The following is a 23309-nucleotide window of genomic DNA, read 5'->3' as shown; positions in this document are numbered from 1 at the left end:
GGGAGCGTCAATAATTTTGTGTAAATAACTCGTCCTTCTGCAAAATAATGGGTTACTCAGTAAACATTGAAGCTAATGTATCCGTCACTTGTTGGAAGCCTTTATGGCTTCTATTTAAGAATTTTTGATTGTATGTATCAAAGATGGATACTAGGAAACGCTCTAGTGATTCTTCATTTTGAAACTGATCTTTTCTGCGGCTGTATTTCTTGATTTGTTTATTGAAAGATTCGATTAAATTAGTTGAGTAAATGCTTCGGCGGATACCAGGCGGAAACTCATAAAAAGTCAATAAATCTTGATTTTTTATCAGTGACTGCGTCACTTTAGGATAAGTTTTCTGCCACTTCTCAATCATACTCCCTAAAAAGGTATTTGCCTCTTCCTTTGAGCTAGCTTGATAAACAGCCTTAAAATCATCACAGATTTCTTTTCGATCTTTGACACGTACTTTATGAGCAATATTACGGGAAACGTGAACACAGCAATGTTGGTATTTAGCTTTAGGATAAATCTGGTGAATCGTATCTTTCATGCCTTTTAAGCCATCGGTAATAAACAGTAAGACATCATGAACCCCTCTGGAGTAAATGTCCTGTAACAACTCATTCCAAACGTAGGTCGATTCAGTCGGAGCAATCGCATAACTTAGTACTTCTTTAGTGCCGTCTTCTCGTATACCAATGGCAATATAGATTGCTTCTTTGGAGACGGTTTGCCGTTTTAAAGGAATATAAGTAGCATCCATGAAAATAGCGACATACTTATCATTTAGAGTTCTAACTTTAAATGCATTTACTTCTTCAGTCTCAGTCAGCACTTTAGTCATGTTGGACATGGTTTGGAGCGTGTAGTGATGCCCATACATTTTCTCAATCAAGTCTGCGATTTCCGACATGGTAATACCTTTTCGGAAGAGGTGAATGACGGTCTCCTCTAACGTGTCATTCGTCCGTCTATAAGCAGGAACAGTCTGTTGCTTGAACTCGCCATTGCGGTCGCGCGGAATCTGGAGATGAAGTTCCCCATACTCGGTCTTGACCGTACGGTCATAGGAGCCGTTACGAGAATTACCCGTGTTAAAACCAATGCGATCATACTTTTCGTAATCTAGGAAAGCCGTTAACTCCGTTTTGAGAAGCGTATTGACTGCTTTTTCCAAATGGACACGGAATAATTCATTCAAATCGCCTTTGTTCGCTAGAGTCTTTAGAATTTCTGTAGTAAAATCGTTCATATGGAAGTCCTCTTTTCTGTGAATGTGTTGTGGTAACTCTATTCTACAGAAGGGACTTCCTTTTTTCTATTTACACAAAATATTTTACACTCTCTCGATGTTACATCTATAGAATTCTTTTATTACTTTCAAAGTATCTAAAGTTATCACAAATGATAGTTTTTCCAATACATGTATTTGTAACGCTGATTCTATTCCAATATTTGATGCAATATGATTAATAGTGCCAGTTCCATGAACATCCATTGATCCAATTCCATATATAGAAAAATATAGAGATTTGTCGATATTAAGTCTTTTCATCAACTTCAGTATGCTTGTTTTCTTTTCTTGGTCTAAATCGTACCAATGCCTATTGTCCCATCTTTTTGTTCCTTTATACTTAAATAATTTTTTCTGTTCATTCTTGTAATACGTAATTATATCATATGATTTGTCAAATTAAGCTAGAATAAAATGCTTCTTGTACATAGCTCAAAAATATTTCGATTGGTGTTCTGTAATTCAATGATTTTCTTGGAATATGATTACGTTGATTGCTGACACTGGAAATAAATGTCTGATTCACTTCTCTAAAATCCATTGATTTCGGCAGTCCATTACGACGCAGAATCCCGTTAGAATTCTCGTTTAATGGGCGTTGAGAAGGTGTTCCAGGGTCCGCAAAATATATATCAATATCATGTTGGTTACTAATGGCTTTCCAGTTAGAAAATTCTTTTCCACAGTCAAACGTAATAGATTTAAAGAAGTTTTTAGGGAAGCGAGAAAACCATTGATTAAGGGCAGTTTCAATATCTAATGCCTTACGGCCGTTGGGTTTAATCGTGATAATGACTTTAGATAACCTTTCAACTAAAGTAATGACGGCACTTTTATGATGAATGCCAACGATCGTATCACCTTCAAGGTGACCAAACTCAGAATTGAAATCAGGATAATTATCAGGTCGATCATGGATTGAGCGCTGATACTGTTGTTTTCCCCGTTTTTCCTGATGGCCATTGGGTTTTCTTTTACCTTTCATCGGTAGTGTGTCAATCTCAAATATTCCTTTAGAAAATAAACGATAAAGTGTTCTCATACCGCATGAAACAGGCCTTTCTTTTCGCCCGATAATGACGTCAGGCATCCAACCAAGAGTGACTTTCTCTTTAATGTAATCTACTTCATGAGCAGGTAATTGAATGACTTTTCTACCACATTTTTTCTTATTTTCTTTATACTGGTGCCAATAATCAAGAGCAGTCTTGCCTTGCTTGAACTTATTGACTTGGATAGGCTACAATTAACTAGACAGAAAAATTAAGGTGTGTAGACTAGAAGAAAACATACCAGGAGGAATTTTTATGTCTAAGAGAACACGAAGAACTTTTTCACAAGAATTCAAGCAACAAATCGTCAATCTTTACTTAGCTGGAAAGCCACGTGTAGAAATCATTCGAGAATATGAACTAACGGCTTCAGCATTTGACAAATGGGTAAAGCAATCTAAAATGAGTGGTTCATTCAAAGAAAAAGATAATCTTACGCCTGAACAAAAAGAATTGTTAGAACTACGTAAAAGAAACCAGCAATTAGAAATGGAAAATGATATTTTAAAGCAAGCAGCGCTGATATTCGGACGAAGAGACAAGTAATCGATGCGAATAAGCATCTTTACCCTATATCAGCGATGTGCAGAATATTAGGTCTATCACGTCAGTCCTATTATTATCAATCAAAACCAAAGAAAGACGAATCAGAACTTGAAGAAGTAGTCGCTGAAGAATTTATCCGCAGCCGAAAGGCCTACGGCTCAAGAAAAATAAAAAAAGCCTTATCAAAACGAGGCATTCAGATCAGCCGACGAAAAATTAGTAGAATCATGAAAAATAGAGGATTAAAATCGAGCTATACTGTTGCTTATTTTAAAGTACATCATTCTACTTGCAATGAAGCCAAAACGACAAACGTATTGAATCGTAAATTCTTAAGAGACAACCCATTAGAAGCGATCGTAACAGACTTGACTTATGTACGAGTCGGGAAAAAATGGAATTATGTCTATTTCATTTTGGATCTGTTCAATCGAGAAATTCTCGGCTATTCTTGTGGAGAACATAAAGATGCCGTTCTAGTAAAAAAAGCATTTAGCCGTATCAAACAACCTCTGACAGAGGTTGAGATTTTTCATACTGATCGTGGAAAAGAGTTTGATAACCAAGCTATTGATGAATTATTAACAACTTTTGACATCAATCGATCATTGAGTCATAAAGGCTGTCCTTTTGATAATGCCGTAGCTGAATCAACTTATAAGTCGTTGAAAGTAGAATTTGTCTATCAATACACATTTGAAACCTTACAACAATTGGATTTGGAGTTATTTGACTATGTCAATTTGTGGAACCACCTTCGGTTGCACGGTACACTTGGCTACGAGACACCGGTTGGTTACCGTAACCAGAGATTGGCGCAGCGAATCCTTGATAATGAGCTCGGATGTGCTAACGCTAGCGAGGCAGTCTAACTTTAACTGTTAGCTCCTGCCGAAGATCGTCACATCCGAGGAGGCTCATTGTCAAGGACAATCGGAATAGCATACGGAAAGAAGTTCTGCACCTTATAAAATTTGTCAAAAAAACTGTTGCCATTCCAAATTACTTACATAGATAGTTAAAAACATCAGCGCTACTTCCAACAACTAAGATTAGTGATTCAGTTAAATTAATATTTTGATAGAGATTAGATAAGACAACGATGATTGAACATCACATTGTAAATGATCATTGAAACTTTCGACACCTTATTTATTTTTTGTTAACGTCAAAGATTTGTAAACACTCCCAATTATTGATAGTATTCAAATGACACTAAGCAAGATCAAATCAGTCGTTTTCCATGTACTATTAAGAGACAAAAATGTGTATACGTACCAGTGATCAAGAGATAGATAGATCGAACAATGATCGAATACTTGGAAAACTTTCTTTACCTTTATAAAAATTAGACTATGAAATAATGTAGAAGAAAAGCAAATTTAATAACGCTGCGATTCCATGTGTAACTGTATTTAATACTTAATTGATGAATTCGTGCTTTCGTCTAAATTCTATCTCCATCTTATTACACTCCGTTTCATTCGCGAGATTCCACTATACACAAAAGATATTCTGTTTACGTAAACTATATACTTACTTTTTTAAAAATTTTATTAGGATCACTAAAAATAGCAACAAGAGCACACCGATCAAACCGCTTACAAGTAAAAATGCAGTACACTTTGCCTGTTTCACTTTTTCTAAGGATTCCTTTATTTCTTCTGGTTCAACAACGATTCTGTGTCCACGCACCAGTAAACGGTGACTGTTGATCATATACGGAGTACAAGTAACCAGTGTGACTAGATCTTGATCTTCTTGGATTTGCAGCGCTTCTGTTTCTGTGGGTTCTACGGTTTTGATTTGATCAACTTGATACGCAAGATACTGTCCGTTAATTTCAATATAAAAGTGATCTTTTATTTTTAATTGAGGTAAATTTGTAAACAATTTTGCTTGCGACAAGCCTCTATGGCTAGAAAGTACCGCATGTGTCGATTTGCCTCCAATAGGGTATGAGGTTCCCTCGAGCAGACAAGCTCCTTTTTCCAATAGTTTCATCGTTGTTTGATCAAAAATCGGTAAGTTGACATTGATTTTGGGGATCGTCAAAATACCGATCGTATGTTTCTCAAAATAGGTTCTATCCTTTTTCACAGGTTCTTTTTTCTTAGTAAAGGGATCTGCACCTAGATTTCCTCCTTTTTTTGCTAATTGCTGGTTTTTCTTTGTCATGTCTTTTTGGATTTTGGCCATGACTGCTTCATTTTCTTTGACCGCTTGTTGCTGATAATGAGAGATGATCTGCTGATCCAGATAATTATTCAGCGCGTCGCTAACAAATGGATAAGCTAGTATCCCTATTCCTGAGAGAAGCAAGAAAAGCATCAGCAGATCTAGAAGTTTCCTTTTCTTTGGTTTCATTTGTGTTCTCCTTGTGATGACTGTTTGATAATAAAAGAAAAAGGAGCATTTGCGTAATCCGCTGCTCCTTTTTCCAATTCTTGCAAAAAGACTAAATCTGACTGTGCTTGCGTCTAGCAAAGTACAGTCCAGCAATCAATAGAAGGACTACTCCTGCACCGATATACACATAGATTCCCTTACCGCCTGTTGAAGGAAGTGTACCTTTGTGTTTATTTGGTATTTTTTCAGGAGAAATCAACTGTCCTGCTGTTACATAAGATTGTTCATCGATAGTAAATGCTACACGGTTTGTTAATGGAACATATTTTTCTGGCGCTTTCGTTTCTTCCAGATAGTACGTGCCATATTTTAGACCTGTCACATCGATTAAACCGTTACTTGTGGTTGTAAAAACCGTTGCTGATTCTTTCGCCGATACCCAGCTGACGGCTTTTGTGGATGGGTCGATCGATAAATATTTCGCTGTGTCACTATCTTGATCACGAACGACGAATTCTGCTCCAGCAAGTGTTTGATCTGATGTAACGTCACCATCTACTTTAACAAATCGTTTGCCCCCAGTAACGACATCGACTGACGGTGGTGTTTGATCATTTGTATGCCCGTTATCGACATTTGCTTGGTTAGAAAATCCTTTGGTTGGATCTGCTTTTTCGTTCAAATGCATATAGTAAACGAATGTCAATGTATTGCCAGGAGTTAATGAAGGAATATAATTTGGTTCAACTGAAACCGTGAATCCGTTTGTTTGCTCAGTGACAGAATAATTTACTGGGTCGATTTCTTTATTTCCATCATATAAGGCATAAGCATACGTTCCTGAAGAATCATTATCAAATGTTAAAGCAGCGTCATGAGTATCGATAAGTTTGAATGTTGTGTACTTGTTTTGCGTTCCTTCTTTATCAGCGATACCTAATGGGATATTGACAGAAATCTCATATTGAATTTTTTCACCGATTGCGACATCTTTTCCATTCAATTGAGGTGTTGTTTTATCAACTTTAGACGTATCATTTTTGATGGTCTTTTCTACTGGTGTTTGGCTATTTGCCAGGATCTCAAAAGGCGTGATTGTTTGCTTTTCAATCATTTCCGCATTATCAGGAGCTTTTACTTCTTCTAAATTATATTTTCCAACTTCTAAATGATTAACGATCAACTGGCCTTTTTCAATAGATGCCTCGGCAAAGTCATTGTTGCCGATGTCATAAGAATGACCAGTAATGAAATGTTTGGCTTTGGTTTGATCAGTTGTCCAAGTGTACAATCCATCTGTGACACTTTGGATGTATTTTTTGACGCTTGGTGTTCCTTCTTCTTTAGAAATAATAAATTCTGCTCCATTTAGTGCTTCGTTTTCGGCAGTACCGATTTTTGTAACTTTCAACGTTCCATCATTACCGACTGTATTTTTAGGGTAGAGATGGATAGTATCTAGTTCTTCTGTCCCGTATTTATAAGAGCCATCTGCTTGTTTGATCATCTCATATACAGGGAAAGCTAAAACCATGTTTGCGGCAGCTGACACTCCGTCTTTTGGTTCTTCTTTGATCGTGTAGACTGCATCTTTCCCATTTTGTTTTTTAGGTAAAGATAAAGTGACATTTCCATCAGCATCTGTCGTTCCTGAAGCAACTGGTGTACCAGGAGTCAAAGACTGGACTGCTTGTTTTGCTGCATCCACGGACGCTCCTTTATCTCGTTGCGCATAAAATTCTTGAGTGACGTTATAAACTGAAAATGAAATATCGGCTAATCCTTGGTATTGATCGAATTCGCTCATTTCTTTCCCGCTGTTTTGGATTAAAGGATCGGGTAAATCAGTCATTTTCTTTTTATGAAGGATGACTTGAGCTGCTGTCTCCTCTGCAAACACTTTTTTTGCGCCGAAGCTGTTTGTGAGTAATGGTAAAATAAGGAAAAGTACTCCTAACATAACGTTTATTTTTTTATGATTTTTCATTTTTTCACTCCTGTTCTTTTTTTGATAAACAACCAGATTGCAAAGCTTGCGAATACCATACCAACAACGCCTAAAAGTGTATTTTTCGTTTCGTTTGTTTTTGGAAGAAATGGACGGCTATTTTCTTTTTTATTGACTACTTTCAATATACTGTCCGCCTCTTTATCCTCAGAAAGAAAAGTTGAAATGGTAAACGGAATTTCTGTTTCACTTAAAATATAACCAGAAGGTGCTTCGATCTCTTTTAATCGATAACTTCCTGTTTTCAAACCGGAAATTGAAAAAGCGCCATTTTTATCGGAAATCAGGTGAAGCGCATCTGATTCGTTCTTTGTCCACTTGTATCCGTTGGCTATTTGCTGGAGGTAATTTCCTGCTTTGTTTTTAATAAGGAATACTGCGCCAGCTAATCGTTTATCTGGTTTATTTGTCTCGATTTTGACAAATTGCTTACTCCCTGTATATACAGAGACTTTCTTTGTACTGATACCAAAACCAAAATCCAGTGTTCCGTTGTTGTTGATTTCCTTGTTCGCCTGTGCTGTACTGCTTAGTTGCATCTGATAAGAAATGGTCAGTTCTTTTCCAGCATATTTTTCCAACGAAGGGATCGAAAATAAAACATCAAATCCGTGAGGTTTCTTGTGTATGACAAAGCCTTCTGTCAGCTTTTCTCCATTCGATGAAATCGTTAAACTATTAGGTAAAAACGTTAATGCTTCATCCGCACTATCTGACAATTCGAACTTTTGATAGTCAAGGATATTTACAGGAATTGTCGTATGCAAGGAATAAGTGATTTTTTCACCAATCGTAAAATCATTTCTAGGCTCTTCTAATACCTTCTCAAAAGGTGGATCAGGGTAGTCGTTTTCTTCATTTTTAGGATACAAATGGATAGTTGAAAGTTTTTGATTGTTTTGTCCATGTACAGGAAGAACAACTACCATATTCTCTGCCTTTTCTTTGACGACTTCTGGTGCTTTGGATTCAATGAAAAGATACGCTTTATCTCTTTTTTCTTGATCTTTAGCGGCCAGAGAAAAAGAAGCGATACCATCTTCGTTGTTAAGAGTTGTAGTTGTTGCTTCTGCGGTAAACGTACCGGAAGACGCACCGTTTTTTGCGATCTCTGTTTGTGCTTCTTCTACCGTTTTGCCCTTTTCTCGTAGATGGTAAAAAGAATCTGTGACATCATAAACTTGGAATGTGACACCATTTAATCCTCGATACGTTTGTAATAACGCTTTTTCTTGTCCGTCATTTGGATGATTTTTCGGCAGTTGCCCGTTTGGGAAAAGCAATTTGTGTAAAGTAATCTGAACCATTTCTGTTTCTGTTTCTGTTGCTGCCTGAGTAAAAGCTGGTTTAAATAGTAACAAGAAGAGACACATACTAAGCCAACCAAGTTTTTTCATATTTAGCTGCCCCCTCTTTCTTTTTTCAAAAAAAGATACCAAATAGAAAACGCACAACCAATCATCCCTACTAGATAGATTCCTAAACGGCCAATTCCTCCCGTTTCAGGTAATGGTACTTTTGCCTGATTCGTGATGTCTAAAGAAATCTGGTTGTTTTTGGCTCCTGGTGACAGAACAGATTCATGATCTTGTCCATCCACTTGAATTGACCCATCTTCGTGTATAACTATAGTAACTGGCTCTTTTAGACCTTGGTATCCTTCTGGTGTAAAAGTTTCGGTCAGCGTATAAGTTCCAGGTTTTAAATTTTCGAATAGAAAGGTATCTGTTTCTTGTCCATCTTTTGGCAATTCTAAGTCCATTTCTGGTCCCTGCAGTCTGAATTTTGCTCCTTTTAATGTCTGTCCGTTGTCTTCTTTTTTGTGTACCGTTAGATCAAACGCTTTTAGTCGATTTTGATGAGTGAGCGTCCATACATTATTTGTCATCTCGGTATTTTTTCCCGTGTAAATGATTTTTCCATATTTATCGATTTGGAATTCATAATTTCCCGGCGAAGTATCATATCCGGCAGGACCAGCTGTTTCAACGACTCGGTATTTACCAGGTGTGAGTGAATCAAAACTGGCAAGACCTTTTTCATTCGTTGTTTGGCTGTCAATTGGCTGATAAGTACCATTTGCTTCTTTTTTCTGTAGGGAAAATGCTGCTCCTTTAAGATTTATCTCTTTGTCCGTCCCTTGCATCGTATACTTACGTACTGCTATAGGAATTTCAACAAAAGGATTTTCAATGGTCAACTGGATCGTATCATCGGAAGTAGTGACTGTTTTTCCATCAATGGTTACCGTACCATCAGAAGCAATCTTGATTTCCCAAGTAGTCTTTTTGCTTAATTCATGACCTTCTGGAGCTTTTGTTTCTATCAGTGTATAAGTCATTTCTTTTTGCAATTTGACATTTCCCGGAAGAGAATAGGTCCCATCACCATTATCAGTTAGTAAAGTATCAATAGAATCTCCTGTTAATTTGAAAACAGCGCCAATAAGATCCTTTTCTCCTGTAGAGGAATTTTTCGTTATTTTTAAGTCTAACGGTGTGAATTGTTTAGTATTCTTCCATGTCAGTGCGTCTATTTGTTGAGAATCATATCCTGGTACAGGTAGTTCTTTGCTTGTTTGGTAACTGAATGCTTGACCTTGATTATTATATTGAGGCAGTGATAGTATCTCTTGATAACTTTCTCCACTATTTGCAGAGAGTTTGTCGACGTCTGCACGTTCCCACGTATTTGCAGTATCTTCAGCTGGTTTAGTGATGCGGATATATCCGTTTTTCCAAGCTGCAGCATTTGTCGTATGTTCCCGTTGAATCTCAAAAGTAACTTGATCTGGACGATCAGCTAGATTGTTGTCAAATTCTTCCCATAACTTTTTGATGTGAAGACTGACTCCGGGAGCTTTAGCAGATGGTATACCGAATTCAGCTAATTCATTGGTATCAATGTTTGGCTGGAAAGTTGTCCTGCCGTTCATTTGATACCAGAAATTTGGATGGAAGTCCTCATTTTCTGTTTGGATTCTCACTTGGTAATGGATTTGGATTTCTTGGTCTTTTCCTAAATAGATCTGATTGCTCTTGATGGTATTTCCTTCTATGGAAATAGATGGAGTGACCGTTGTAGGACTTGTCCCCACACTCTTGACTGAAAGTGTACCAGGCTGATAAATGAATGGTTCTGCGATTGGATCATTTATTTGTCCATTGCTTACAGTTGCTGAGATCTGTACAGCTTTTTTGGCTAGGTATTCAGAGATATCTGTTGCATGATCAGCTGATTCATAGTAAAGATCGCCTTTTTCATCTGATGAAACCATTTGTCGCATACGAGACTCTACTTCTGCTTTTGAGAGACCAGCTGCCGGATCGCTTTGAAGTTGGATGCCAAGACCATGTATTTCGATTCCTCGTTCTTTGAGTGCCATCGCTTCTCCGATGGTTGCGATAAACGTACTGTCGATTCTTCTGAATAGATTGTTTTGGTCAGGTGCATCATAGATTCTTGAGATTCGAGAAGTATTTCCCGGCTGATCTTGCGTATTAGAAAACTGAGTTCCGTAATAATTGCTGCTTGATTGTGCGTGTACCCGCTGTACTTTATAGGAAAATGTTGGTACACCATCCGTCAGCAAAACGATCACTTTTTTATGTCCATTTGGAACGGATAGCATGTTTCCTGCATCTCTTAGTGCTTTTTGTGTAAAAGTACCACCATTTGTCCATGAAGGTGTAATGGATTTTACTTGATTTTTCACTGAATCAAATGAACCCATCTGTACTGCACCGTTACTGTAGCTATATCCTTCGATTGAGTAGCCGACATATCCCATATTGATTTTGTCTGTGATACCGCTATCTGCTAAAGTATCGACAAAACGATCGACACCAATCTTTACTTCACCGATCCGATTATTGTCGTTCATACTTCCAGACCAGTCTACGACCAATACGAGATCAAGAGGAGTGATATTTTTTTGAGTATTTCCTCGAACATTCAGATACAAGTCAAACAATCCAGGAGTCGCTGTTTCTTTGGCAAATTTTCGGATGGCATAATCGGCATCCTCTTTTTCCCCACCATATTCAATATAAGAATTGTTGCGATTGGTTGGATTGCCATCCCACCCATTCAGCCCGTCCCATTGCTGTTGTCCTTGGCGATTGCCCTGATGATTACGCACATATTGACTATTATCCGGTTGCCACATTGCCTTAGGGTATGTTCCTTGCTCATCTGTGGTATATTCTGGTTCAATCGTAGCTAACCCCTTAGGTTTCAACTGTGCATTAAATAATTGTGGTTGTTCAAACGGACGATATTCGTCTTTATCTAACGATGAATCATCCGATATCTCATGATTTTCATAAGAAGTTGATGTTTCAGACGTTTTTTCATTTGTTTGTGCAGTTTCCTGATTCTTATTATCTATAGAAAATGAAAAGGAAACAGGTTCGGATAAAAGTAACTGACCCGTTTTTTCTTCTATCTGAATATTGAGTTGAAATTCTTTGCTCGTACTCGGCAACTCAATGGTCCATTCTTTTTCTTCAATAGTTTGAGAAAAATAACCTGCTAGCCATTTTCGTTGTTGTTCATCTGTGTATTCTTGATATTCCTGAGAAACATAAGAGGAAAGCAGATTCGTTTCAGGTGCATCTTTTGAATGTAGCTGGAATAAAAATCGGGTTTCTTGCGTTTGCGCATTTAATCGATACAAGATCGTTAGCTGATGATCTATTTTCCTAATACTTACTTTGCCGTATTCATTGTTTAATACTTCTATGGTTGATTCTTCATTGGCTGCCACAGTCTCCCCTTTTTGGATATGGAAATAGGTGACGAAAAATAGAGAAAATAGACAGAAAACGATAAAATAATTTCGCTTCTTCATTTATGGATACCTCCTTAGAAAAAATTTAATATTCAATTAGATAATATAAAAAAAAGAAAAAATTCACTAATTTTTCTAATTCTCTTCTCTTTTGGCTCTAACTATTCAATCAGAGTTATTTTAAAGGAAATTAAACTTGAGATAGATTAATAAATATATCTAATAATTAGTTATTGAAAATAGGTTATTTATTCTTTTCTCTCACAAAATATACTCATTAAGTGGTAATTTTGAGATAAATTAAAAAAAAATATTTCTAAATCCTGTATAGTTTTTTTAGAAAATCGAGACAAGTATTTACAAGAAAAAATAAATACGGTATTAATAATAAAAACATAAAAAGAAGGTGAAGAATTGATTGAAAAAATTTTATTAGATGACCATGCGAGAATGAAATTAAGCGTGTATGGAAAGGTGATGACCTTACGGCCGGGGGAATATAGTTTAGATCATGTACGAGAAAACTTAGGTTTCTATTTCAGTGCGACTCGTTTCAAAAAAATCCTATGTGATATACAAGATGATTTAGGACAATTTACTGATATTAAACTGTTACATAATAAAAATAAGTTATCCATTCCTGAACAACTTGTTCAATATATCCAATACCAACATTACCTATCAACAGAAAGTGTTCCTTATAAATTATTGATCAGTCTTCTGACCGAACAAGATGAAAATCTTGCAGCTTTTTGCAATCGCCAATTTATCAGCCGCTCAACGTGTTTTCGGCAAACAAAAAAATTGGCTGAATATTTGAAGGAATACAATATCAACTTGAATTTATCGAATCTTACCTTATCTGGTTCTGAAATGCTGATTCGCATCATCTTTTTCAATTTCTTTTGGTTTGTTTCATTAGGGGAAAGCCTGGATAGCATTCCTTACAGCCAAGAAGTTCGTGCATTGATTTATAAGCACGAAGGATCGCAACACAAGAATAAGTTTGATTTAGGAAAAAAACAAGCCAGCCTCCATTGCCTGATTTGTTTGCTGAGGATCGAAAATAATCATTTTACGGATATCTATAGATTATCAAGAGATTCCTTTATTCCAAGCGAAACAAACATTGACTTTTTTTACGACTTCTTCAAAATTGCGAATCTTCGTTTAGATATCTTAGAGGTAAACTCTTTGTTTTACTTATTCTATTACTGGCCGCTTCTTACCTCTAATCAAGACATTCGTGTGCCGATCGTTCATCATTCGTATGAACAACCGAGCAATGAGGTCAAAGATATCTTAGAGGAATTTCAGAAGCATTGTCAGACATTTATTGGTACACTCCAGTTTGAAAAAGAGCCAGCTTTGCTTTTGAATCTCTATCTATCAATTGGTAATTTTAGCATGTTCAAGCAAAAAATTCCTTTGACCACACTATTTATCTCTTCTTATATTAAAGATAAATACCCACTTTTACGTATCTTGACAATCAAAATCGAAGGTTTTTGGAAAAAAATCGCACAACGAAAAAACTATACATGGCTGAAATCATGCGTAAGTGAATTAGCCTTTCTACAAACCAGTTTACTTTATCCGTATTATTCAGAAATCGATGAAAACTATAAATTGAAAGTTGGGTTTGTTAACGTCTCTGAACATCTGATTTCCGAAGAAATCTTGAATTTAGGAAAGAAAATCCCCTTTGTAGATATCGAGCTACTCACACTTCCCATCACTGAAGAATATGACTTTTTCATCTTTGGTTCACCTCTACTGATTCCTGCTGGTCTTGATTCTTCTAAGTATACAGTCCTTGATTTTTGTCATTACAGCGATTTTGAAACTGATCTGTATCAACGTCTTTTAGAAGTTCATCATCTCAAATTACAAAATTTGTTCTCTAATTAGCTGATTTATGTAAAAAAGTGGCTATGACATAAGTTCCTAAAAAGAGCTGAACCCTTATCTATCAAGGGTTCAGCCATCGTTTCTTTATTCAGATTTTTCTTCAGCTATGAAGTTAAGTTCATTGACGATAATTGAAGCTAGGTGCTTTTTGAATAGGATTAATCACTTTGCTAATAATAAATTTTAATGATTAGTTTTCAATCGTATTCAAGTTACGTGGTGTGCTTTTGGTAAAAAGCTACTTATCAATTAGTTTCAAAGGTTCTACATTAGCAAAATTATCAATTTTTGTAATTTAACTAGTAAAACGATATTCCCAAGCTTTTTCTTTACGCTTATTATTAACAGATTATCTAAGCATATACTTATATTTTTAGCGAAATTCTTTGTAAATCTCAATAAATTTCATCTGGATTGTCATAAGTAATAATCCCTAATGCTATGCTTATCTTTATCAATAAATTCAAATAAAGATTTTTTTACATTGATTAAAATATGGAGTCTCAAAAAAATGAACATTTTCTCTTTTGGATAATTAAATGAAATACCATCTGTATAAGATTCAACATCCATATTAGTTAATTGAATCTTTTAGTAAAGAAATATCCCTTATTTTTTTATTAAAGATTGCTTATTAAAGCAACAACCTACCTTGTACTTACTTTCTTGTTTTGTCCCCTCTATCTGTCCACCGCTAGTAATACCACTTACGTTCGTTATATTTAGGAAGAAGGTCGCAAACCCTTCCTCTAGAGAAAAAGGATGATTAAACTCTTTTTTACAAATTTCTTTCTGTCTTGGCCATTCTTCAATGTTTACAATGGTTTTGTTAATTAGATTGATAAATTTGTTGGGATAATTTAATATTGAATACCATAAAGAACGCATAGATTTATCTAAATCATTAATTGCAGTCATTTTCACATTCTTTTGAATTAATAGCTGAATGGGCCACCCCGGCTCCCTCTGCAAAATGCTCGATATCTCGATATAAATTTCATATTCTCCAATACTCTTGTCTATTGTTTTTTTCAAATTTATACAATTGACTTTTTCCTGCCAGATACCTCAAAAGGGAGTTGGTTGTTGGCAAAAAATACACCTCCTGAAATATTTATTTTTTGCAGTATTAAATCTTCATCAACTTTTTGTCCTTACATACATATCTGCATATATATCCAGCTTTAATCTGTCATCACTTGAATTTTACCAAAAGTATTCGTTAAATAGTTTATTTATAGTTTTTAATATCTCTTTGGATAAAAACTTTTTTAATCATCGTTGGAGAGTATTGGGTCATTATCACCTGAATACCCTAGTCTTAAAAAAATTGGGTTAAGACATAAAAAAATTCAATTTGTGCAGCTGGAAAAAGACCTGCGTCTACTTCATCAATTAGCAAGATTCCTCCTTCAATTTCTTAAACGATAACAAGACTCTTACAATTGTCCAACATTATCTTCACCTACAGATATTGATTGAAAGTTATATTCAGAAGTATGTGGTTGCTAAAGAGTTTACCGCCCCACTAATAGTATCAATTGCTGCGACAAATTATATCCAGTAAGCTCTAACTTCAAGCCTTTCTTTTCTTCAACATATACATCAGTAGCAAAATCATAATCACGAGAAACAATTAGAGTTAAGCAATTTACATTAAGATAAATTATCATTGGATTCATTGCATTTCTAGCTCTCTTAACACTGGACTATTTTTGCTATAATCTTTTGATAAATTTAACTTTATATTTTTCTTTTCTACTCCATCATATAGTTCAATACCAACATCCAGTGAACTAGGTAAATCATAGTTTTCTAAGAATCTAAAGTGTTCTGAAAATACAAATTCATATGCTTTATCCAACAACATTTTGTATACTTTCAAATGATTTCGTTTAATTGGATTCTCAGTATAACCTATTGAGAATATAGTATACCCTATCGTTACATATCCCATTCATTATTATACCAGTATTTCTTTGTGATACATAAGGGTGTAAAAATAGCTTCTTATACTAAAGACTACAAGTAGTTATTGAAGCAAGTCTTCATAAGACACCTGTAGAACATCCCTAATAGCTCTCAATTGATCCAACTTAATGTGTTGGCGGCCGCTTTCAATCTTAACCAATGTTTCCCTAGTTATAGCGATTTTTCTAAGCTGTAGGTCTCTAACTAGCTCGGTTTGACCGATTCCTTTTTCTACTCGGAATCGTCTAATATTGCTACCGATTACATTTTCTTTATCAATAATTTTTTTCTCTTCCAAGAATAGCACACCTTTTGGACTAAAATTAGTCCTTTTTCTTATTAATCTTAAAGATTTGGTGTGCTACAACGGGACTAGCATTAGTCCATATTCAATTTTTAGGAGGGATTTTTTTGAAGAAATATGCAAGCATTCTAACCTGTGCTTTACTCATCGGAACTATAAGCGGATGTACCACTTTTGACACTAGTTCTACAAGTACGGAAACTAGTAAAACAACCTTAGAAAAGAATTACCCAATACATTTTTTTCCGGTTCCAGATGGTCTTGAAGCTTATTATCATGATAAAAAACTAGATGTCCCTTTATCAGAAACTGAATCTATTGAAAAGATTTTGCCGATTGAAATTGAAAGAAATCAAGACGATATAAAACTAAAAGCTGATCTTCCCTTACTGAACAGCACTCAAATTGATAGACATGAAAATATCAAAGTTAATATTGAAAAAGGAGCGTTAGCACAACTTTATACTGAAAAAGTTGAACAATTTTTTGAGGCTGGTGTCAATAAAGACTTTTCAAAAATAAGCGATTATTCGGATAACTTTTTTTAATGAAACACAATATGAAATCACAAACTCAACTTTTATGGCTGAAGATATGTACAATATGACGTTAAAAAAAATAAAAGCTTACGACCATCCATTAAATCTGACACTAAATTATGGATTACCCTCTTTTGTATTAGCAGGTTAAGTTGATTATGAATATTCACCAGATTATTTGGAGACACCTCTTCAACACGAGAACAATGATATTAATTTTAAATTCGTCTAAGAGTCAAAAAATAAAACATGGTTAGTTGATCAATTAAGCACTATAAACACTAGCTTTCATGAATTACCTAATCCTGAAAGAGAAGTTGATATGGTCATTAAAATCTCCTAATAAAAGAAGCGTTGAAAGAATGAGCTCTTATTCAACGCTTCTTTTATTGATTCAATTTGCATTATTATTTGAACGAGTAATCTGATTTCTAAGCAGTTGTAAAACTCCTTGTGGCAGATAATAGAATGAGCATAACGATTCGACATTGATATAATATATATTAACAAAAATAGTTTTTATTCACTGCAAACTAAGACAAGATCCACTATACTCAAGTAGTAACCGATTGGTTAAATTGGATTTACAAAAAGACACCGATGGAGCCTCAAATTACTCCATATGGATTTAGGCATACCCACTGTAGCTTATTGTTTGAAAGTGGTGCTTCGATAAAAGAAGTACAAGAACGATTAAGTCACAAAGATATTAAAACTACCATGAATATCTATGCTCATGTCACACCACAATCTGTTAAGAAAACTGGTGACCGATTTGCAAAATTTATGAGCGAATAATTCTAAACGTAGCCAATCATTAAAATCCAAATAAAAAAATGCTCGAAACGCTTTAATATCAACGTTTCGAGCAATGAAATAGATATTACCCCACAGACCCTTCCAATGACTCTTTTGGGAATCAGAGGAAAGGAATAGGCTTTTGTATAAATAATTCATTTGATAAATTACTATAGACTGACAGTGTATATTATCAGGTACTATCATTGGTAACGTAGCCAATATCGTATCCAAAATAGCAGGTAGAGAAGTTATTTGAGGATTCAACTTATTCTGCTTCAACCATGAAGTTGAGTTGATTAAAGATAATTGAAGATAGTTGGTATTTCAACGATTTTTGAATCGAGCTAATCACTTTATCGATGATAATTCATCTTGATTGGTTTTCTAATCGTATTCAAGAGGCGTGCTTTTGATGAGAAAACAAAATATATAAACAATTATATACTGAATTTTTTATAACTTATTCCAATAATTATTGAAATGTACTTCAGCATTATTTTGTTTGAAAAACTTTCTCATTAATCCTATTATATCTTCTTTAGAATACCCATTGATATCCGTTTCAAGATCCCCTATCTCTGTATAGTGTGAATTAGTATTAAATAGCATCTTACTTTCGGCATCTTTATTTCCAGAGACGCCATTAAACACAACATATGTCTCGATTATACGTCTAATAGTATTACACATAAAGTCCTTTTTATCGTTATCGTAAAGAAATTTCAACTCTTTCCACAAGCTACCATATTGGGTTGTAAAATCTTCGTTTTTATGTTTCAAGTATTTAAATGATGTCAGATTACCATCATTTATCATACGAACAAAATTGTCCATTTCATAAGGATTTTTACCATCTCTTCTCACTCTTCTCCCAAAAGTCACTTTAAGATAAAAATGTGAATTATGAGTTAATAAGATAAAATGCTTAAATAAATTTTTTCGGCTATATAACTTTTCAATTTCTGAAATGATTAAATATTGCATGGTATCATCATTTGAGTTCATAGGATCGTCCAAAACTATTATTTTAGGCTTACCTGTTTCTAATTCAGGGCTATCCAGACTTCCTATAAAATATAAAAATGCAATTATGTTTTTTTCACCCGTAGAAATTTCTTGTATATTTCTTGTAGAACCATCTTTGTTAATAATTTTATAATGCTTACCTGATTCTATATATTTCAATTCAAGATTTTTCTTTCCAGATTTCGATATTTTTTCATTAATGTTTTTTATAATTATTTCTGGGTTTTTAATTTTTTCTTGCAATTGTTTAAGTTCTTTTCTTTGTTCAATTATTTCTGACTCAATCTTTCTCTTATCAGATTCAATTTTTTCAATTTCATCGCTTAATATTTTCTTTAAATCAGTGCTTGTTTTCTTTAAAGTCGCAAGTTCCCCCTGTAATCTTTCCGTTCCCATCTGTTCACATTTTTCTGCAACACGATGCAGTATTAATTTTCTTTTGGCCTCACTCTTACTTTTCTCTATATCATTTGAAAATTCATTATGACTTTTGATCAATTCATTTAAATCTTTTTGAATAGTAGTAAACGATAATGGAATTTTCATTTCAAAACTATCCATGCTAATAAATAACTCTTTTTCTTTTTTCTCAAGTTGCATTTTACACTCTTTTAAAAAATTCATTTGCTCTTTTTTAATATCAATCAATCTAGAATTTACCTTCTCAGTATCAAGATGAGAATAAAAGTCTGAGGCATTCAAGATATCTATATTACTTAAAATATCTATACACTCCTCTATTTTAGCAATACCTTGTTTTATTCTATCTTGTAATCTAAAAACTTCCTTTGTATTGAAAACAGACTCCAATTCTACAATACGCTCGGCAGTTACTTCTCCACCACAAAAAGCACATTTATCTCCTTCATTATGTATTTTTAGACCTTCTTCCGCAAAACTCCTTTTTAAGGAATTCTCCTTTAACTCTTTTATCACAATTGCATTGACTTTACTTTCTATTATTTCATTCACAGATTTACAATATGATTCAAAACTTATACTTGGAAATTCTCTTTCGATAATTTTCCTCTTTTCAGTTGTCTCATAAATTGCAAGTGATTTTTTATATTCATCTTCTGTCAATTTTCTAGAAATTGGGATATCGTTTCTAAAATTTTTTCTACTATAATTTCTAGCAAGATTAAATTCACTTGTTATTTCTCCAGCACATTTTTGATACAATAATCCTATTTCATCTTCTTTTTTTCTGACATCATCTTGAGATTTTTCATATTGACTTAAAAACGGACTTTTTTCTACTTCATCGAAACCTTTCAAGCTCTTTAGCAATTCATTTTTTTTAATAGCTTGTACTTCATTTTCACTAATTATTTCTAACTTTGAATCAATTTCTTTCTGTACTAATTTATTAGATTCACCAAGTACAATAGAATTCAATTTTTCATCTTCACCAATTACACTTTCAAAACCTTGGAAAACCCTTACATCGAATTCTCGCCCTAACTGCTCATTTATCACTTGGCATAAGGTTGATTTTCCGGTACCATTCTTTCCATAAAAAAAATTTTTCTCTTTTAATCCAGACAATTCATTATCCTTAAAAACTTGACCATAATTAGTTAAATTAATACTATCTACCAATTAAATCCTTCCCTCCGAAAATTCATGTTCAACTAAACCATTATAAAAAATAATAAATTCACAAGAGTATACCCTATCGTTACATATCCCATTCATTATTATACCAGTATTTCTTCGTGACACATAAGGGTGTAACATAATAATTTCAAACGAAATGACTACAAGTAGTCATTGAAGCAAATCTTCATAAGACACTTGTAGAACATCCCTAATAGCTCTCAATTGATCCAACTTAATGTGTTGCCGGCCGCCTTCAATCTTAACCAATGTTTCCCTAGTTATAGCGATTTTACGAAGCTGTAGATCTCTAATCAGCTCGGTTTGACCAATTCCTTTTTCTAATCGGATTCGTCTAATATTGCTACCGATTACATTTTCTTTATCAATAATTTTTTCCTCTTTCAAGAATAGCACACCTTTTGGACTAGAATTAGTCCTCTTTCTTATTAATCTTAAAGATTTGGTGTGCTACAATGGGACTAGTATTAGTCCATATTCAATTTTAAGGAGGAATTTTTTTTGAAGAAATTTGCAACCATTCTAACCAGCGCTTTACTCATCGGAACTGTAAGCGGGTGTACCACTTCTGACACAAGCTCTACAAGTACGGAAACTAGTACAACAACCTCAGAAAAGAATTACCCAATACATTTTTTTCCAGTTCCAGATGGTTTTGAAGCTTATTATCATGATAAAAAAATAGATGTTCCTTTATCAGAAACTGAATCTACTGAAAAGATTTTGCCAATTGAAATTGAAAGAAATTAAGACGATATAAAACTAAAAGCTGATCTTCCCTTACTGAACAGCACACAAATTGATAGACATGAAAATATTAAAGTTAATATTGAAAAAGGAGCATTAGCACAACTTTATACTGAAAAAGTTGAACAATTTTTTGAGGCTGGTGCCAATAAAGACTTTTCAAAAATAAGCGATTATTCGGATAACTTTTTTAATGAAACCCAAGATGAAATCATGAACTCAACTTTTATGGCTGAAGATATGTACAATATGACATTAAAAAAAATAAAAGCTTACGACCATCCGTTAAATCTGACACTAAATAATGGATTGCTTTCTTTTGTATTAGCAGGTTACGTTGACTATGAATATTCCCCAGATTATTTGGAGAAACCTCTTCAACACGAGAACAATGATATTAATTTTAGATTTGTCTACGAGTCAAAAAGTAAAACATGGTTAGTTGATCAATTAAGCACGATAAACACAAGCTTCCATGAATTACCTAAACCTGAAAATGAAGCTGAGATGGTCATTAAAATCTTCTAAAAAAGAAGCGTTGAAGGAGAAATATTCCTTTCAACGCTCTTTTTTATATGCTTAGAAACATAAATAAATTGTATACTTTCTTTTTAGCCCCTATTACTTTTCACGAAAAATATCTTTTTTTCGACGCTAGCGTTTCTCTACTTCTAATACTATACACAGTTTTTGTATTATTGAAAAATTACTCATTATTTAGCATTAATCCACATCGTTTTATCAATCGACCTTCATACTAAACTACTTTAAAGTCATCTTCCTTCTCGTTTTTCATTAAATCAGATACATAAGCCCATGTACCCGTTCGTTGTAAATAAAGTTCTTCTTGTAGCAGCTCCCACTTTCTCTTAGAAATCATAATGACGCCATCGTTCAATCCATTTTTAGAATCCCTAGTAATTTCTATTTCAGAATTTGAATGAACTACTTCTTGCAACACTTTACCTATATTTTTTTTGAAGTTTGTTGGAGTAATAGTATCCAAAATGAACACCTCTCTTCTCTATACCTCTATTATGAAGCGCCCATCAAATAAAGCAAGCGTTGAGGAATAATTCTTTCAACGCTTGCTTTATTAAGCTTTCATTTTGTAGTTTAACTAATACCAATAATCTGATCTCTAAACGATCGAAAAACTTCTTGTGGTTGATAATAATCTGTATCTATTTCAAATGTTTCTGAGAATAATTCATTGAATTTTTCTACTGAAATGATAATGTTACCATCTTCCTCTTGACTGTTTTTTATTATTTCTGCTTCTAATTCAAATAAATCTAGTGACGAACTAAAATCATAAATCCTGTCATATTGAACAAAAAAATCAAGAAAAAGTTGCTCAAACTCTTCCTTATTTATCACTAGTGTTTCAAGCGGAACAACTTTATTTTCATCAGCCATTCTTCCAATTTCCTCACTTTCATTTTCAATAATCACAAAAATGACATTAACTTAAAAACCACTAACAAAATAAGACTTACAAATTAAAGGGTAATCCAACAAAATAACCATTCGCTCTACGTACTACGATTTGGTATTCCTGCCTTTCAATCGGTAATTCATAATAGTAATTTACTGTTTCTGATTTACCACTTTCAATATACTCTGGATTATCCAATATCATAGCATACTCATAAAGTTCTTCACCATTCTTATTTTCAATCGACCATTGTTGCGGACGTATCGGATTTTCTGTATCATTTTTCATTGTATAGGTCACTTGTAATACACGATCATGCTGTGCAAATTCATTTCTTTTTTCGGTCAATTCAACCTTTTTAAAAATTAACTCAACCCCATCTGCCTGATAAGTTTCACCTATTTTTAAATCTTTTGTTACAATTTTTATCGGCTTTTCTTCTGGAAAATATCTGGCTTTAATTGTTAGATAGCTTCCAAAAAGAATCAATCCTAGTAGCAATAAAAGAATCCCTTTAACGAGCCACTGAAACGGGAAATACACTTTAAACATCTTTCCCCTCCTCATTTTTGTATTTATTTTTTAGAGAACACGATAACTTTTGATCAATACCATCCAACTTTTTCATTATACTTGATTCTAGTTCTGAAATTGTTTGTTCAAGTTTAATGCTTTCAGGATCACTAACTTTTTTATTTGATTGACTAGCCAACATTGGTAAATTTGAAACCATCACACGGAACATATTTGCTTTCGTTCCAAGAGTTCCTTTATTCTTCTCATAAAAGCTGTCAAACAATTCTTTTGTTTCCTTTGAACAATACACTTTAATATATGGATCAGACATGCGTTTTTACTCCTTTTCTTTTTTATTTAGGGAGTCTGTAGGGAGCTTGCTCCCTCAGAGGTTTTCCCCATCTAACTTG

The 23309-nt window shown here is 34.1% G+C and carries 17 protein-coding genes and 3 pseudogenes; 5 read left to right on the top strand and 15 right to left on the bottom strand.

The features are described from left to right. Positions 1-52 precede the first annotated feature (52 nt). Complete coding sequence (locus CJZ72_RS07920; RefSeq protein ID WP_002329891.1) at positions 53-1237, bottom strand: IS256-like element ISEfm2 family transposase; 1185 nt, start codon at positions 1235-1237, stop codon at positions 53-55. 436 nt (positions 1238-1673) lie between these two features. Continuing rightward, positions 1674-2510: pseudogene (locus CJZ72_RS07910) on the bottom strand (IS30-like element IS6770 family transposase); the annotation flags it as partial. 76 nt (positions 2511-2586) lie between these two features. Between CJZ72_RS07910 and CJZ72_RS07905 the strand changes: the two are divergent. Beyond that, positions 2587-3749, top strand: a protein-coding gene (locus CJZ72_RS07905) for an IS3 family transposase (protein ID WP_095443744.1) whose coding sequence is annotated in 2 segments (ribosomal slippage) — positions 2587-2863 and positions 2863-3749 — 1164 coding nt in all. Because the reading frame shifts where the segments join, the coding sequence is not laid out codon by codon here. Between the two features lie 664 nt (positions 3750-4413). Here the strand turns inward: CJZ72_RS07905 and CJZ72_RS07895 are convergent. The 4 genes from CJZ72_RS07895 to CJZ72_RS07880 form a co-directional block, all read right to left on the bottom strand. Then, positions 4414-5244: a class C sortase gene (locus CJZ72_RS07895; RefSeq protein ID WP_081134530.1), complete on the bottom strand. Its 831-nt coding sequence runs from the start codon at positions 5242-5244 to the stop codon at positions 4414-4416. Positions 5245-5335: 91 nt separating this feature from the next. Then, positions 5336-7213, bottom strand: a complete 1878-nt coding sequence (locus CJZ72_RS07890; protein ID WP_081134531.1) for a SpaH/EbpB family LPXTG-anchored major pilin — start codon at positions 7211-7213, stop codon at positions 5336-5338. Then, entirely contained in the window at positions 7210-8631 is a 1422-nt protein-coding gene (locus tag CJZ72_RS07885; protein ID WP_081134532.1) for a SpaH/EbpB family LPXTG-anchored major pilin, read from the bottom strand. The genes CJZ72_RS07890 and CJZ72_RS07885 overlap by 4 nt, the downstream gene beginning before the upstream one ends. Positions 8632-8633: 2 nt before the next feature. Further along, positions 8634-12086, bottom strand: coding sequence for a SpaA isopeptide-forming pilin-related protein (locus tag CJZ72_RS07880; protein ID WP_095443743.1), 3453 nt, complete (start codon positions 12084-12086; stop codon positions 8634-8636). Between the two features lie 354 nt (positions 12087-12440). Here CJZ72_RS07880 and CJZ72_RS07875 point away from each other — a divergent pair, with 354 nt between their 5' ends. Then, on the top strand, positions 12441-13937 hold the full coding sequence (locus CJZ72_RS07875; RefSeq protein WP_081134534.1) for a helix-turn-helix domain-containing protein: 1497 nt from the start codon (positions 12441-12443) through the stop codon (positions 13935-13937). Positions 13938-14546: 609 nt separating this feature from the next. On the opposite strand, the gene CJZ72_RS07870 is transcribed toward CJZ72_RS07875, so the two are convergent. The 3 genes from CJZ72_RS07870 to CJZ72_RS07860 form a co-directional block, all read right to left on the bottom strand. Then, positions 14547-14855 (bottom strand): DNA methyltransferase, encoded by a 309-nt coding sequence (locus CJZ72_RS07870; RefSeq protein WP_227326543.1) that lies wholly within the window; start codon positions 14853-14855, stop codon positions 14547-14549. Between the two features lie 760 nt (positions 14856-15615). After that, complete coding sequence (locus CJZ72_RS07865; RefSeq protein ID WP_081134536.1) at positions 15616-15894, bottom strand: hypothetical protein; 279 nt, start codon at positions 15892-15894, stop codon at positions 15616-15618. Between the two features lie 75 nt (positions 15895-15969). Then, the gene (locus tag CJZ72_RS07860) at positions 15970-16215 is read right to left on the bottom strand and encodes a helix-turn-helix domain-containing protein (RefSeq protein ID WP_002375566.1); all 246 of its coding nucleotides are present in this window, start codon (positions 16213-16215) and stop codon (positions 15970-15972) included. Between the two features lie 104 nt (positions 16216-16319). On the opposite strand from CJZ72_RS07860, the gene CJZ72_RS07855 reads away from it, so the two are divergent. Beyond that, on the top strand, positions 16320-16760 hold the full coding sequence (locus CJZ72_RS07855; protein ID WP_002343652.1) for a hypothetical protein: 441 nt from the start codon (positions 16320-16322) through the stop codon (positions 16758-16760). Between the two features lie 507 nt (positions 16761-17267). Continuing rightward, positions 17268-17549, top strand: a pseudogene (locus CJZ72_RS07845) (tyrosine-type recombinase/integrase); the annotation flags it as partial. Between the two features lie 456 nt (positions 17550-18005). On the opposite strand, the gene CJZ72_RS07840 reads toward CJZ72_RS07845, so the two are convergent. Beyond that, complete coding sequence (locus CJZ72_RS07840; protein WP_095443742.1) at positions 18006-20180, bottom strand: AAA family ATPase; 2175 nt, start codon at positions 20178-20180, stop codon at positions 18006-18008. Between the two features lie 168 nt (positions 20181-20348). After that, positions 20349-20594 (bottom strand): helix-turn-helix domain-containing protein, encoded by a 246-nt coding sequence (locus CJZ72_RS07835; protein WP_002317972.1) that lies wholly within the window; start codon positions 20592-20594, stop codon positions 20349-20351. A gap of 105 nt (positions 20595-20699) precedes the next feature. On the opposite strand from CJZ72_RS07835, the pseudogene CJZ72_RS15070 reads away from it, so the two are divergent. Continuing rightward, positions 20700-21473, top strand: a pseudogene (locus tag CJZ72_RS15070) (hypothetical protein). 229 nt (positions 21474-21702) lie between these two features. On the opposite strand, the gene CJZ72_RS07820 reads toward CJZ72_RS15070, so the two are convergent. The 4 genes from CJZ72_RS07820 to CJZ72_RS07805 all read right to left on the bottom strand — a co-directional run bounded on the left by CJZ72_RS07820 (position 21703) and on the right by CJZ72_RS07805 (position 23230). Then, on the bottom strand, positions 21703-21951 hold the full coding sequence (locus CJZ72_RS07820) for a type II toxin-antitoxin system Phd/YefM family antitoxin (RefSeq protein ID WP_002322861.1): 249 nt from the start codon (positions 21949-21951) through the stop codon (positions 21703-21705). Positions 21952-22061: 110 nt separating this feature from the next. Continuing rightward, positions 22062-22364 carry a hypothetical protein gene (locus tag CJZ72_RS07815; protein WP_048945431.1) on the bottom strand — a complete coding sequence of 101 codons (303 nt, stop codon included), beginning with the start codon at positions 22362-22364 and terminating at the stop codon, positions 22062-22064. A gap of 76 nt (positions 22365-22440) precedes the next feature. Continuing rightward, positions 22441-22935 (bottom strand): hypothetical protein, encoded by a 495-nt coding sequence (locus CJZ72_RS07810; RefSeq protein WP_048945433.1) that lies wholly within the window; start codon positions 22933-22935, stop codon positions 22441-22443. Further along, on the bottom strand, positions 22928-23230 hold the full coding sequence (locus tag CJZ72_RS07805; RefSeq protein WP_002341648.1) for a hypothetical protein: 303 nt from the start codon (positions 23228-23230) through the stop codon (positions 22928-22930). The genes CJZ72_RS07810 and CJZ72_RS07805 overlap by 8 nt, the downstream gene beginning before the upstream one ends. Positions 23231-23309: the final 79 nt, after the last annotated feature.

It is taken from the genome of Enterococcus durans, assembly GCF_002277935.1.
GTDB classification, from domain to species: domain Bacteria; phylum Bacillota; class Bacilli; order Lactobacillales; family Enterococcaceae; genus Enterococcus_B; species Enterococcus_B durans.
The sequence above is the reverse complement of the archived record's forward strand: the minus strand, read 5'-3'. Positions and strand labels throughout refer to the sequence as shown.